The sequence below is a fragment of the Pseudomonas asgharzadehiana genome (assembly GCF_019139815.1).
GTDB classification, from domain to species: Bacteria; Pseudomonadota; Gammaproteobacteria; order Pseudomonadales; family Pseudomonadaceae; genus Aquipseudomonas; species Aquipseudomonas asgharzadehiana.
In genome coordinates this window covers 5,590,404-5,604,802 of the sequence record NZ_CP077079.1, presented here as the reverse complement: position 1 = coordinate 5,604,802, position 14,399 = coordinate 5,590,404, and the positions used below count along the sequence as shown (strand labels likewise).

The window sequence follows — 14,399 nt, the reverse complement described above, 5'->3', positions numbered from 1 at the left end:
ACACCCCTGAAAATATCCCGGGCTTGCGTCACATACCTGTTAGACGCGCGTATTCCGCGCACTCGTTTCCGTACTTCTGCGAGCCCGCTCATGCATCCCAACCTCCTTTTGCCGGTGTTTGCCGGCTGCCTGGCCAGCTTTACCCTGCAAGCGGCCGAAACCGTCTATGACTTCAACCTGCCCGCCGGCGCCGTGGGCGCGACTCTGATAGGGATTGGCCAGGTGAGTGGCCAGCAGGTGCTGTTTATTCCGGCTGATGTGGCAGGTCGTCAGGCGCCTGGGGTGCGCGGCCTCCTGAGCGCGCGTGAAGCGGTACGCCAGAGCCTGGTGGGCACCGACCTGAGTGTGCTGGTCACCGCAAGCGGTGCCTTGAGCGTGCAACGAACTGGTGACGGCCTGACCCTGGATGCCACCACCATTAATGCAATCCGTCAGAGCGGGGAAACCGCTGACGCCGGCTATGTGGCTCAACGTTCCTCGGTCGGCACAAAAACCCGCACGGAACTGGTAAAAGTCCCACAATCCGTGTCGGTAGTGACTCGCGAAGAGCTCAACACGCGCAAAAGCGACAACCTCTCCGACGCGCTCAAGTACACCCCCGGGTTCAGCAGCCAGCCCGCCAGTTTCAGCCGCACCGCCGACGACTACACCCTACGCGGCTTCAACGTCGGCGCCGGTACCGGGGGTATCCTGCGCGATGGTATGAAACTGCAATCGAACCCTTACGATGGCAGCGTCGAAGCCTATGGTCTGGAGCGCGTCGAGGTACTTAAGGGCGCCTCGTCCGTGTTGTACGGCCAGCTCTCGCCGGGCGGCATGATCAATACCGTGAGCAAGCGTCCTACCGATACGCCGCTGCACGAAATCGGCCTGGAACTAGGCAATTACGACCGCCGCCAGTACACCATCGACCTCGGCGGCCCGCTGGATGACCAGGGTGAGTTCAGTTACCGCCTGACCGGCCTTTGGCGCGACAGCGGTACCCAGGTTGACCACGTCGATGATGACCGTCGTTACATTGCCCCGGCCGTGACCTGGAAACCCGACGACGATACCTCACTGACCGTCCTCGCCAGCCACCAGGACACCTATACCGGTTTCTCGCCGCCGATGAGCTATGCACTCAGCAGTTACAGCAACACCGCCGGCTATAAGATCGGCCGCAACCAGTTCGTGGGTGAACCCGGCTACGACCACTTCACCAACCGTATGGACACACTCGGCTACCTCTTCGAGCACCGCTTCAACGACAACCTCGCCGTCAACCACAGTCTTCGTTACTTCCAGGCCAATACCAATTGGGACTACCTGATTCCTGTGTCGGTCAGTGGCAGCCGACTGCTGCGCCGCTACAGCGCCCGCGAAGAGCGTTCCACTGGCTGGACCAGCGACAATAACCTCAACTTCACGTTCGACAGCGGGCGCTGGCAGCACGACCTGGTGCTGGGCGTCGACTACTACCACAAGACTTACGATTCGCACCGTTTTATCAGCTCGACCGTGGCCCAACTGGCACCGCCGCTGAACCTGGCCAACCCGCAATACACCGGTGTCGGTGCCAACACCGCCGCCGATACCGGCAGTGACCTGCACAGCAGCCAGGCCGGCATCTACCTGCAAGACCAGATCACCTTTGACGACAAATGGGTACTGCTGCTCGGCGGCCGCCAGGACTGGGCTGAGAGCGTCACCACTACCTTCGCCACTGAGGCTCGCGCCACCCGCAACGACAAAAAAGCCACCGGCCGTGTAGGCCTGGTCTACCTCGCGGACAACGGCCTGGCGCCCTATATCAGCTACAGCCAATCATTCCAGCCGGCCAGCGTCAGCAACCCGGCCTTCGGCAACGCGTTTGCCCCGCTGGAAGGCGAACAATACGAAATCGGTCTGCGCTACCAGCCTCCCGGCACCGATACCCTGCTCAGCGCCGCCGTCTACCAGCTCGACCAGGACAACTCACTGAGCCTCGACAGCCTCACCAACACCTACGTGCAATATGGCAAGACCCGCTCTAAAGGCCTGGAGCTCGAAGCCAAGGGCAACCTCACCGAGAACCTTCAACTCAGTGCCGGCTACGCCTACACCGATACCCACGTACTGGAAGACAAGACCGCGAGTAACGTAGGTAAGCGCATCGAGGGCGTGCCCTACAACACCGCGAGCCTGTGGGCCAGCTACCGCTTGGCGAGCCTTGGTCTTGAGCGCTTGCGCGTGGGTGCTGGCGCCCGCTACATAGGAACTACGCGGACGACACCGAGTGTTTATGACGGGAAAATTCCGGCTTACACGCTGGTAGATGCGCTGGTTAGTTATGATCTGGACAGCCATTGGCAGCTGCAGGCTAAAGCGCAGAACCTGTTTGATAGGAAGTATCTGTATTGCAATACCACGTGCCGGTATGGCGATGAGCGTAGCTTGATTGGTTCGGTTACGTATAAGTGGTGATAGCCCGCAGAGTGGGCATCTGTTGGCGGGTGAGCACGCATTCGCAAATTGCGATATTCCTGACTGGGCAGGTAAGGGGAGCTACGAGAGTGGCTTTCAAAAAGACATTAAAAAGCCGGCTTGTGGCCGGCTTCTCGGGGACTGCCTCAGCTTGTTTTTGACAAGCCTCACCAGCCTTCAAATCGCTCAGCCCACGTTGCGTCGGGCTGAATAGTAGGGGCATCCGCGGGAACTCCTCCGCTTCGCCGAGCAGGGTGGATAAGCGTTTGCCACCCCCTGCCAAATGTGCGGCGCATGATACCCACATTCATTTCAAATGCCCACCTCCGGATCCGACTTAGAGCCTTCCCAGCCCAAAAGATGCTCATCCAGCGGCACGGGTGGACGGCGGTTGTTGAGGGTGGACCACCAGAATACCCAGCCGACGATAGTGAAGTTCTGTTCGAAGCGTTCCTCGTAGGTGAGGTATTCGTCCGGGTGTTCGCCGGCGTTGTGGCTACGCATGCGAAGGCCACCTCCCGGCCGGTTGTAGAGGTATTTGATGCGCAGCATGCCGTCGTGTTCGACGGCGTAGATTTCACCGTCGATGATTTGGGTGCGGCCTTTGTCGATGGCGAGGGTGGCGCCTTGTTGGATGATGTCGATCATGCTGTTGTCGACCATGTAGGCGCCTAGCGCGCGGTCGGGGTTTACGTTGAGCGCGTCGAGGGTGTGCAGGGCGACGCGGATGCGTTCGGTTGAGGTGAAGGTTTGGTGGAGGGGGATCTCCACGTCGAGTTTTTCTGGAGGGCAGGCAGGGCCTGTGAGGTACTTTCCGCTTCCTTCGCGGGTGGTGGGCAGTCCTTTACGTGTTTCCGGGCCTTCCAGGAGGAAGTTGGCCGGTGGGTGTTTGGGGCCTTCGCCGGTGCGCAGCCAACGGCTGGAGACGCAGAGCAGTTCTGCGAACTCGTTGAGTCGGCCCATGGGCACGCCGCGTTTGAACCAGTTGTTCACGTGTTGAGGCGTGACGCCGCGGTTCTTGGCGAAGTCGGAGGCGGAAAGATGCACTTCCCGTAACAGCGCTTTTAATCGATCACCTGATGTATTCATAAACGCAGAGTTTACTGGCCGAAAAAACCATTCAAATAAACCATGCGTTGAATTGCGCGTGTAGGTTTTTACTTAGTTGTGGCTTGATCTTTCAGTTGTGCAACTTAGGTCAACGTTATGTGTTACGCGTTTAACTGGGAGTTTAATTTTTTTCATAAAAAAGCCCCGAGCAGTCGGGGCTTTTTAACTTGCCTGGGCAAGAGGAGCAGGTATCAGCCTTTATAGGCAGCGACCGACTTCATGATCTCGGCGCGGGCGGCGTCTGCGTTGCCCCAACCGTCGATCTTCACCCATTTGCCTTTTTCGAGGTCTTTGTAGTTTTCAAAGAAGTGCTTGATCTGTTCCAGCAGCAATGGCGGCAGATCGGTGTATTCCTTCACGTCCACGTACAGCTGGGAGAGCTTGTCGTGCGGGACTGCGATCACTTTGGCATCGCCGCCGCCGTCGTCGGTCATGTTCAGGATGCCGACTGGGCGTGCGCGGATAACCGAGCCTGGGGTAACCGGGTAAGGGGTCACCACGAGCACGTCGAGGGGGTCACCGTCGTCAGCCAGGGTGTTAGGGATGAAACCGTAGTTGGCCGGATAGAACATCGGGGTGGCCATGAAACGGTCAACGAACAGGCAGTCGCTGTCTTTGTCGATTTCGTATTTGATCGGCGCGTGGTTGGCCGGAATCTCGATGGCGACGTAGATGTCGTTCGGCAGGTCTTTGCCAGCCGGAATCTTGCTGTAGCTCATTGGGCGTTGCCCCCGTAGTTGGCCATATGACATGGCCGGATTGGCCTAAAAGTGGCGGCGATTATAGGCATATTCTGACGCCGATGCCATGCGCCAGACGTCGTACGGTCATTCGTCTTGTGGCTGATAACGTGGGTCGTGCGCCTGCAAATGGATCAGGCGGGCCAGGGGATCCTGGCGATAAAAGCGGCTGAGCTGGGCGTACACCTGTGGATAACGGTTGACCAGTAAATCCGGGGCACTGAAAAAATATTCACTGGTCACGGCAAAGAACTCCGCCGGGTCTTGCGCCGCATACGGGTCTATGTCGGTTTCGGCATCCGGGTCGGCGTCCAACTGGCGATTGAGATCATCAAACGCGCTTTGCATCACGCTGGCCCACTCCTGCACGCGCATGTCGCTGTGCAGCGGCGGCAAGCCATTGGCGTCGCCGTTGAGCATGTCGAGCTTGTGCGCCAGTTCGTGAATCACCAGGTTGTAGCCTTCCCACTGGCCGCTGGCGAGCACGCCGGGCCAGGCGAGGATCACCGGGCCTTGTTGCCAGGCTTCGCCGCTGTGTTCGCCGTCCCACTCGTGTTCCACGCCGCTGGCATCGCGATGGCGCTGGGGGCTCAGGAAGTCGTCGGGGTACAGCACGATTTCGTGGAAGCCCTGGTACCAATCGAGATCGCCAAGGTGCATCAGCGGCAGTTGCGCCTGGGCGGCGAGCAGCAGGCGTTGCTCCTGGTGCAGCTTGACGCCGAGCAGTGCGGTGAGGTGTTTTTCGGCGAGAAATACTACGCAGGCTTCGCGCAGCCACTGGTCCTGCTCGGCGCTGATGCCGTCGAGGAAGGTCAGGTGGTGGCGCACCCGTTGCCAGGTGTCATCGGCAATCGGGTTCTTGGCCAGCAGTCGCCGGCGACGCCAAGCGCTGAAGGACCACATGGCCGGTTACTGCTGCTTGGCTTCGGAGGAGGTACGGCCAAAGCGGCTGCGCAATACGCTGATGATCATCGGCACCAGCGACAGCAGGATGATGAACACCACCAGCAGCGACAGGTTTTTCTTGATAAACGGCACGTTGCCGAAGAAGTAGCCCAGGGTCACCAGGCCGCCGACCCAGAGGATGGTGCCCAGCACGCTGAAACCGAAGAACCGCGGGTAGGGCATCTTCGCAATGCCGGCAACGAATGGCGCAAAGGTGCGCAGGATCGGCAGGAAACGCGCCAGGGTCACGGTTTTACCGCCGTGCTTGTCGTAGAAGTCGTGGGTTTTTTGCAGGTAGTCGCGGCGGAAGATTTTCGAGTTCGGGTTGTTGAACAGGCGCTCGCCGATGGTTCGCCCGATCACGTAGTTGGTGCTGTCACCGAGGATCGCCGCCAACATCAACAGACCGGCCAGCAACACCGGGTCCATGCCACCACCTGCAGCGACGGCGCCGGCGATAAACAGCAAGGAATCACCCGGCAGGAAGGGCATGACCACCAGGCCGGTTTCGCAAAAGATGACCAGAAACAGGATGGCGTAGATCCACGGACCGTAATTGGTTACCAGCAGGTCGAGGTAAACGTCGAGATGCAGGATAAGGTCGAGCGGGTTGAAATCCATGGATGACACCTGTGTGAACGGCCCGGCTCTGCAGGCCTGTGCGGAAGCTCGGGTAATAAGGCTACACCGGTATGCCGTATTTTCTTACAACCCTGAAAGGTCCGCATTATACGGATTGAACTGTGAAAAGCGTGTGGGTTTTGTAGCGAAGAGTGTCGTGGTGCACGGCGTGGGAACCGCTGGAGACTCAACTGTGGGAGGGGCTTGCTCCCGATTACGGTGGGTCAGTTATAAATAGTCTGACTGGCCCAGCGCAATTGGGAGCAAGCCCTCTCCCACGGGGATATGCGGTGTTTGGTCTGTCGAACTTAATCCTCGCTGATCGGCAGGGTGTAGTTCTTGAACTCCGTGTCTTCGCGAAAACCGATCGACTCATAGGTCTTCTGCGCCACTTCATTGTCACTGCTGGTAGACACCCGCAGCCGCACCGCGTGGGTCTCCTTGGCCATTTTTTTCGCTGTGCGCATCAGGTTGTCCGCCACCAGTTGCCGGCGTGCGTCCTCGGCTACATAGATATCGTTGAGGATCCACACCCGCTTGAGCGACAGCGACGAAAAGCTTGGGTACAGCTGGCAAAAGCCCAGCAGTTTTTTGTCGTCATCATCGGCCAGGGCCAGGTAAATCACCGACTCCTTGCGGCGCAGGCGCTTTTCCAGAAAGGCCCGCGACGAGTCCGGGAAGGGCAAGGCCCCGTAAAATTCACGGTATTTGACGAACAGGGGGGTCAGCAGGTCCAGGTGTTCCAGGGTCGCTTGAGTAATCCGCATGCCAGGCCTCGACTTCCAAAGGGGTATGACCACGCGCGCGGCCGTGACTCGATGCTGCCTAAAGACGCCAAAAAGCGCAATCGTGCCGGGATCAGTCTGCGGGTGGGCTGAGCAGGAAATTACCCTTCATCAGGTCCGGATCGTCGGACTCGATCGTTTGCACCTGCGCCTCGTCCTTGAGATTGACCCCTGATAACTGTCGGCGACATGCCTCGCGCATCAAGTACAGCAAACGATGGGCCGCCATGCCGTAACTCAAGCCTTCCAGGCGTACGTTGGAGATGCAATTGCGGTAGGCATCGGTGAGGCCGACCTTGGGGTTGTAGGTGAAATACAGTCCCAGGCTGTCCGGCGAACTGAGCCCTGGCCGCTCGCCGATCAGGATCACCACCATCTTTGCGCCGAGCAAGTGCCCGATCTCATCGGCCACGGCCACGCGGCCTTGTTCCACCAGTATGACGGGTGATAAGGACCAGCCTTCGGCGTGGGTCTGTTCCTCCATGCGTGTCAGAAACGGCAACGTGTGTTTATGCACCGCCAGCGCAGACAAGCCATCGGCCACCACCACCGCCAAGTCCACGCCGCCAGGGTTGGCCGCCGCATGGTCACGCAGGGTTTGCGCCGATTCATCGCTCAAGCGCCGGCCCAAATCTGGGCGTTGCAGGTAGCTGTGCCGGTCGGCGGCGGCGCTGTGCAGCAACAGGCTGTCGCGGCCGCGCTCGGCCAACTGGCTGCTCAGGCCTGCAGGGTCGAAGGGCAAATGCACGGCATCGCGCGCCTGGGCGTGGGCGAACTGGAAGTCCAACTGGGCGCTGGTTGGGATGCTGGTACCGGTACGGCCCAGGGCGATACGCGCCGGGGTCAGGCGGCGCAGTTCCAACCACGGGTTGTCAGGCAATTCTGGGTGCACGGTCGGCTCCTTCATCCCAATTGCGCCAAGGCGTGGCGAAACGCCGGTGGCAGGCTGTTGCCGAAGCGTACTTTACCGTCGGCTTGCGTGAAGATGCCCATTTTCGCCAGCCACTGTTCGAACTCCGGCGCCGGTTTTAAACCCAGGGTTTGGCGGGCGTATAAGGCGTCGTGGAACGACGTGGTCTGGTAGTTGAGCATGATGTCGTCGGAGCCGGGGATGCCCATGATGAAGTTGATGCCGGCCACGCCGAGCAGGGTCAGCAGGGTGTCCATGTCGTCCTGGTCGGCTTCGGCATGGTTGGTGTAGCAGATGTCGCAGCCCATCGGCACGCCGAGCAACTTGCCGCAGAAGTGGTCTTCGAGGCCGGCGCGGATGATCTGTTTGCCGTTGTACAGGTATTCGGGGCCGATAAACCCGACCACGGTATTGACCAAAAACGGCTTGAAGTGTCGGGCCACCGCATAGGCGCGGGTTTCGCAGGTTTGCTGGTCGACGCCAAAGTGCGCGTTGGCCGACAGGGCACTGCCCTGGCCGGTTTCGAAGTACATCAGGTTCTGGCCCAGGGTGCCGCGGTTCAGGCTCAAGCCCGCATCGTAGCCTTCCTGCAGCACGCTCAGGCTGATGCCGAAACTGGCGTTGGCCGCCTCGGTGCCGGCAATCGACTGGAAAACCAGGTCCAGCGGCACGCCACGGTTGATCGCCTCGATGGAGGTGGTGACGTGGGTCAGCACGCAGGCCTGGGTGGGGATTTCGTAGCGCTGGATGATCGCGTCAAGCATCTCGAGCATGGCGCAGATCGAGGCGATGCTGTCGGTGGCCGGGTTGATGCCGATCATGGCGTCGCCGTTGCCATACAGCAGGCCGTCGAGAATGCTCGCGGCGATGCCGGCCGGTTCGTCCGTCGGGTGGTTGGGCTGCAGGCGGGTCGACAGGCGCCCGCGCAAACCCATGGTGCCGCGAAACTGGGTGACCACGCGGATCTTCTGCGCGACCAGCACCAGGTCCTGCACGCGCATGATCTTGGAGACGGCGGCGGCCATTTCCGGCGTCAGGCCGGGCGCCAAGGCGCGCAGGGATTGCTCATCGGCCGCGTCGCTCAGCAGCCAGTCGCGTAACCCGCCGACGGTGAGGTGGCTGACCGGGGTAAACGCCTGTTTATCGTGGGTGTCGATGATCAGCCGAGTGACTTCATCGCTTTCATAGGGGATCAGCGCTTCCTGCAGGAAGTGCTTGAGCGGGATATTCGCCAGCGCCATTTGCGCCGCCACCCGTTCACCGTCGTTTTGCGCGGCCACGCCGGCCAAAAAATCCCCGGAGCGCGCGGGGCTGGCCTTGGCCATCACGTCCTTGAGGCTGTCGAAGCGGTAGGTTTGTGTACCCACCGCGTGGGAAAAGCTTGCCATACAGTGTCTCCTTGGCGACGCGGGCAAGGCGCCCGCGCCGAGGTTTACGGCAGTTAGTGCAAGGCGGCCTCCGCGGCCTGGATCGCCGCGAATTCCTCTTCGGGCGTGCCTGCTACCAAGTGATGCCGGCTGTAGAAAGCAAAGTAAGCAATTAATACTCCATAGATGATCGCGGCGCCAATCACCACCCGTGGGTCCACCAGAAAGCCCGCCACCACGGCCACGCAGGCCAGTACCAGCGCTACGCCGGAAGTAAAGATGCCGCCCGGCGTACGGTAAGGACGTTCCATTTTGGGGCGGCGGATGCGCAGGGTGATGTGTGCGGCCATCATCAGCACGTAGGAAATGGTCGCGCCAAACACCGCCACCAGGATCAGCAAATCACCTTGGCCGGTCAGCGACAGGCCGAAACCGATGATGCCGGGGATAACCAGCGCCAGCACCGGGGCCTTGCTTTTATTGGTCTGCGACAACTTGCGTGGGAGGTAACCGGCGCGCGACAAGGCAAAGATCTGCCGCGAATAGGCATAGATAATCGAGAAAAAGCTCGCAATCAGCCCGGCCAGGCCCACCAGGTTGACGAAGCTGCCCATCCAGGTCGAGCCGCCGTAGGACAACGCCAGCGCTTCTACCAGCGGGTTACCGGATTTGATCAGCGCATAAGTCCCCGCGCCGCCGGGTGCGATCACTAGGATCAACAGAGCAAAACTGGTCAGCACCACAATGGCGCCGATCAAGCCACGCGGCAGGTCGCGCTTGGGGTTCTTGGTTTCTTCGGCGGCCAGTGGCACCCCTTCTACCGCGAGGAAAAACCAGATGGCATAGGGGATCGCCGCCCACACGCCAACGTAGCCGAAGGGCAGGAAGGTGCTGGCGCCCTTGGCTTCGGTCACCGGGATGTCCAGCAGGTTGGCGACGTTGAAGTGCGGCACCATCGCCACCAGGAAGACGCCCAAGGCAATCGCGGCGACGGCGGTGATCACAAACATCAGCTTCAAGGCTTCACCGACGCCGAAGATATGGATGCCGATAAAGATGATGTAGAACGCCAGGTAGATCATCCAGCCGCCAATGCCGAACAGCGATTCGCAGTACGCGCCGATAAACACCGCGATGGCGGCCGGGGCGATGGCGTATTCGATCAAAATCGCGGTGCCGGTGAGGAACCCGCCCCAGGGGCCGAAGGCGCTGCGGGCAAAACCGTAGCCGCCGCCGGCGGTGGGGATCATGGAAGACAGTTCGGCCAGGGAAAAACACATGCACAGGTACATGGTGGCCATCAGCAAGGTTGCGAGGAACATCCCGCCCCAGCCACCTTGGGCCAGGCCGAAGTTCCAGCCGGCGTAGTCGCCCGAGATCACATAGGCGACGCCGAGGCCGACCAGCAGCACCCAGCCGGCGGCGCCTTTTTTAAGTTCGCGTTGTTGGAAGTAGTCGGTGCCGACTTTTTCAAAGTCGACGGAAGAGCCAGTGGGTTCGCTAGGCATGGGAAAGTACCTTTCATTGTTATTGTTTTTAACTCGGCATCTTTGTGCCGGATGCACATCGCAAGTACTTATGAATATCCAAACCTGGGGGAGGGGGCTTGCTCCCGATGGCGGTGGGCCAGTGATATAAACATTGGCTGACACAATGCAATCGGGAGCAAGCCCCCTCCCACAGGTTTAACCGCATTTCAAAGTGGGTGGGGTGATGGGTTAGAAGAAGCCCAACGGATTAATGTCGTAACTCACCAGCAAGTTTTTAGTCTGCTGGTAATGGTCCAACATCATCTTGTGCGTTTCACGGCCCACGCCGGACTTCTTGTAACCACCGAACGCAGCATGCGCCGGGTACAGGTGATAGCAGTTGGTCCACACGCGCCCGGCCTTGATCGCCCGGCCCATGCGGTAGGCGCGGTTGATGTCGCGGGTCCACACGCCGGCGCCCAGGCCGAACTCGGTGTCGTTGGCAATCGCCAGGGCTTCGGCTTCGTCCTTGAAGGTGGTGATACTCACCACCGGGCCGAAGATTTCTTCCTGGAATACGCGCATGTCGTTGGTGCCCTTGAGCAGGGTCGGCTGGATGTAATAACCGCCGGCCATGTCGCCGGTGAGTTTTTCCACTTTGCCACCGGTGAGCAGTTGCGCGCCTTCACCCTTGGCGATTTCCAGGTAGGACAGGATCTTGTCGAACTGCTGCTCGGATGCCTGGGCGCCGACCATGGTGTCGGTGTCCAGCGGGTCGCCGCGCTTGATCTGTTCGATTTTCTTCATCACCACTTTCATGAAGTCGTCGTAGATCGACTCTTCCACCAGCGCGCGGGATGGGCAGGTGCACACTTCGCCCTGGTTGAAGAACGCCAGCACCAGGCCTTCAGCGGCTTTTTCGATAAACGACGGCTCGGCTTTCATGATGTCGGCGAAGAAGATGTTCGGCGACTTGCCGCCCAGCTCGACGGTCGACGGAATAATGTTCTCGGCCGCCGCATGCATGATGTGCGAGCCCACCGGGGTGGAGCCGGTGAAGGCGATCTTGGCGATGCGTTTGCTGGTGGCCAGGGCTTCGCCGGCTTCTTTGCCGAAGCCGTGCACGACGTTCAGCACGCCCGGTGGCAGCAAGTCGCCGATCACTTCCATCAGCACGTTGATGCCCAGCGGGGTCTGCTCGGCCGGCTTGAGAACCACGCAGTTACCGGCGGCGAGGGCCGGGGCGAGTTTCCAGGCGGCCATCAGCAGCGGGAAGTTCCACGGGATGATCTGGCCGACCACGCCGAGGGGTTCGTGGAAGTGATAGGACGCGGTGTGCTCGTTGATCTCGGCGCTGGTGCCTTCCTGGGCGCGCAGGCAGCCGGCGAAGTAGCGGAAGTGGTCGGCGGCCAGTGGGATGTCGGCGTTGAGGGTTTCACGCACGGCCTTGCCGTTGTCCCAGGTTTCGGTGATGGCCAGCAGTTCGAGGTTTTGTTCGATGCGGTCGGCGATTTTCAGCAGCACCAGCGAGCGGTCCTGCGCCGAGGTCTTGCCCCAGGCGTCAGCGGCGGCGTGGGCGGCGTCTAGCGCCTTGTCGATGTCTTTGGCAGTGGAGCGCGGGAATTCGGCGATAGGCTTGCCGTTGACCGGCGAGGTGTTGGTGAAGTAATTGCCGTCGACCGGCGCAACGAACTCGCCACCAATGAAGTTGCCGTACTTGGCCTTGAACGAAACGATCGCGCCTTCAGTACCGGGGTGTGCGTAACGCATGGTGGGTATCTCCTGGCTTTTATGTTTATTGGAGTGCAGCGCTCAAGCGCTTGATAAAGCGTAGAGCAAAGGTTGGGCCAGTGCTCTGCGGGTCAGTTAAATCAAGGGCTTGGGGTTTGTTGCAAGGCGTTGTTGTCACGTGCGCGGTACAGGCGCGTGACAGTTTGTGCCATAAACGGTACAGCCTGTGACCGGTGGGTCGGCGCGGGATTGCATCTGCCGCAGGGCTGGGGGATGCTGGGCGCTCTCACGCCGGGAGAATAATAAGAACATGCACAACGATCATTTCAGTCGCCATGCCCAGCAAGTCTTGACCGTGACCCGTGGGCAAGACCTGACCCAGGGCCCCGGCAGCGACCCGTCCATCGCCCGCTCCTGGTTGCGTTGCCTTCAGGACTACCACCTCGACCCTGCGCTGACCATCGCTCCCACCGTGCTTGAACACGCGCGTCTGCTGGAAAGCCGCGAGCGTCTGCAGCACGTGCTGCACATCGCCGGCAGCGAAATGAACAGCCTGCACCAACAACTCTCCGGCGCCGGCCACGCGGTGCTGCTGACCGATGCGCGCGGGGTGATCCTCAACTGTGTCACCGCGCCGTCCGAGCGCAAGATTTTCGAGCGCGCCGGGCTGTGGCTCGGTGCCGATTGGAGTGAAGCCTGCGAAGGTACCAATGGCATCGGCACCTGCCTGGTGGAGCGCCAGTCCCTGACCATCCACCGCGATGAACACTTTCGCGGCCGGCATACCGGGCTGACCTGTTCGGCCAGCCCGGTGTTCGACCCTCACGGTGAGCTGCTGGCGGTGCTGGATGTGTCGTCGGCGCGGGAGGCGGTGTCGCGCCAGAGCCAGTTTCACACCATGGCATTGGTCAATCTCTCCGCGAAGATGATCGAGAGCTGTTACTTCCTGCGTCATTTTGAGAACCACTGGCTGCTGCGGTTCCATTTGCAGGCCGAGTCCGTGGGGTTGTTCAGTGAAGGGCTGTTGGCGTTCGATGGCGAAGGTCGGGTGTGCGCGGTCAACCAAAGTGCGTTGAACCTGCTGGGGCAGGTGCGTGGGGGGTTGCTGGGCCAGCCGGTGGAAGCGTTTTTCGAGTGCTCCCTGGACCAATTGCTCGCTCGCTCCAGCGCCAATGCGACCGCCAGTTGGCCCCTGCGCACCCGTGATGGCCGGCATTTATTTGCGGCGTTGCGGGGGCAGGCACGCAATGTGCCGGTCGCCACCGCCAAGCCCGTGGCGCCGCGCCTTGCAGATATCTGCCTGGGCGACCCGGCCCTGCAAAATGATTTTCGTAAAGCACTGCGCGTATTTGAGCGCGACGTGCCGTTATTGATCAACGGCGAAACCGGCTGCGGTAAAGAAGCTTTTGCCAAGGCCGTGCATCAGGCCAGCTCGCGTGCCGACAAGCCCTTCGTGGCCCTCAACTGCGCCGCCATCCCCGAAAACCTGATTGAAAGTGAGTTGTTCGGTTATCGCGGTGGCAGTTTTACCGGTGCGCTCAAAGAAGGGATGCGCGGCAAGCTGCAACAGGCCGATGGCGGCACGTTGTTTCTCGATGAGATCGGTGACATGCCGTTCGCCTTGCAAACCCGTCTGCTGCGGGTGTTGGAAGATCGAGTGGTGGTGCCCATCGGCGGCGCGCCGCAGGCGGTGGATGTCAGAGTTATCAGCGCCACCCATCGTAACCTGTCAGCACGTGTTGCCAATGGCAGTTTCCGTGAAGATCTTTACTATCGTCTCAACGGCCTTGAAATTGCGGTGCCCCCCTTACGCGAGCGTAGCGACAAAGCACAATTGCTGGCGTTTTTGCTTGCAAATGAAGCTGCAGGACAGGTTGTGTCGCTTGATGAGGCGGCGCACCACGCTCTGCTCGAATACGCTTGGCCTGGCAACGTTCGGCAATTGCGCAACGTACTTCGCACGTTGGCAGCGCTGTGCGAGAACGGGCAAATCGGTTTTGAAGACCTGCCGCCAATCATTCGCCAGGCGCGAGCGGTGACGGTTGTCGAGTCTGGCCAAGAGCGCGCACTGGACGATGCAGAGCGGGTGGCGTTGCTCAACGCATTGAAGCAGCAACATTGGCACATGTCCCATACGGCAAAGAGCTTAGGGGTAAGCCGGAATACGCTTTACAGGAAGCTGCGCAAACACGGAATCGAACGTTGTTCACAAGTATGATCGCCACCTTGTCGCCACAAAATTTACGAAGCCTGAGGGAGGGGGTAGGGCCGAAATA

Annotated in this window: 11 protein-coding genes; 2 read left to right on the top strand and 9 right to left on the bottom strand. The window is 60.4% G+C overall.

The window, feature by feature from the left end:
- Nucleotides 1-90 precede the first annotated feature (90 nt).
- Nucleotides 91-2,445, top strand: coding sequence for a TonB-dependent siderophore receptor (locus KSS96_RS25420; RefSeq protein WP_065876723.1), 2,355 nt, complete (start codon nucleotides 91-93; stop codon nucleotides 2,443-2,445).
- 312 nt (nucleotides 2,446-2,757) lie between these two features.
- Here KSS96_RS25420 and KSS96_RS25415 read toward each other — a convergent pair whose 3' ends face one another.
- The 9 genes from KSS96_RS25415 to exaC form a co-directional block, all read right to left on the bottom strand.
- Nucleotides 2,758-3,534, bottom strand: coding sequence for a LexA family transcriptional regulator (locus KSS96_RS25415; RefSeq protein WP_065876724.1), 777 nt, complete (start codon nucleotides 3,532-3,534; stop codon nucleotides 2,758-2,760).
- 212 nt (nucleotides 3,535-3,746) lie between these two features.
- Nucleotides 3,747-4,274 (bottom strand): inorganic diphosphatase, encoded by a 528-nt coding sequence (gene ppa / locus KSS96_RS25410; protein WP_003176323.1) that lies wholly within the window; start codon nucleotides 4,272-4,274, stop codon nucleotides 3,747-3,749.
- 108 nt (nucleotides 4,275-4,382) lie between these two features.
- Nucleotides 4,383-5,198, bottom strand: coding sequence for a M90 family metallopeptidase (locus tag KSS96_RS25405; RefSeq protein ID WP_217855449.1), 816 nt, complete (start codon nucleotides 5,196-5,198; stop codon nucleotides 4,383-4,385).
- A gap of 6 nt (nucleotides 5,199-5,204) precedes the next feature.
- Nucleotides 5,205-5,861 carry a DedA family protein gene (locus tag KSS96_RS25400; protein WP_017528965.1) on the bottom strand — a complete coding sequence of 219 codons (657 nt, stop codon included), beginning with the start codon at nucleotides 5,859-5,861 and terminating at the stop codon, nucleotides 5,205-5,207.
- Between the two features lie 308 nt (nucleotides 5,862-6,169).
- A complete protein-coding gene (locus tag KSS96_RS25395) occupies nucleotides 6,170-6,628 on the bottom strand; it encodes a GNAT family N-acetyltransferase (protein ID WP_017528964.1) in 459 nt (152 codons plus the stop codon).
- Between the two features lie 91 nt (nucleotides 6,629-6,719).
- Nucleotides 6,720-7,553, bottom strand: a complete 834-nt coding sequence (eutC, locus tag KSS96_RS25390; protein ID WP_065876726.1) for an ethanolamine ammonia-lyase subunit EutC — start codon at nucleotides 7,551-7,553, stop codon at nucleotides 6,720-6,722.
- On the bottom strand, nucleotides 7,550-8,944 hold the full coding sequence (locus KSS96_RS25385) for an ethanolamine ammonia-lyase subunit EutB (protein ID WP_017528962.1): 1,395 nt from the start codon (nucleotides 8,942-8,944) through the stop codon (nucleotides 7,550-7,552). The genes eutC and KSS96_RS25385 overlap by 4 nt, the downstream gene beginning before the upstream one ends.
- 53 nt (nucleotides 8,945-8,997) lie before the next feature.
- Nucleotides 8,998-10,431: an ethanolamine permease gene (eat, locus tag KSS96_RS25380; RefSeq protein WP_017528961.1), complete on the bottom strand. Its 1,434-nt coding sequence runs from the start codon at nucleotides 10,429-10,431 to the stop codon at nucleotides 8,998-9,000.
- Nucleotides 10,432-10,641: 210 nt separating this feature from the next.
- Nucleotides 10,642-12,162 (bottom strand): acetaldehyde dehydrogenase ExaC, encoded by a 1,521-nt coding sequence (gene exaC, locus KSS96_RS25375; protein ID WP_017528960.1) that lies wholly within the window; start codon nucleotides 12,160-12,162, stop codon nucleotides 10,642-10,644.
- 271 nt (nucleotides 12,163-12,433) lie between these two features.
- Between exaC and KSS96_RS25370 the strand changes: the two genes are divergently transcribed.
- Complete coding sequence (locus KSS96_RS25370) at nucleotides 12,434-14,341, top strand: sigma-54-dependent Fis family transcriptional regulator (RefSeq protein WP_116079155.1); 1,908 nt, start codon at nucleotides 12,434-12,436, stop codon at nucleotides 14,339-14,341.
- Nucleotides 14,342-14,399: the final 58 nt, after the last annotated feature.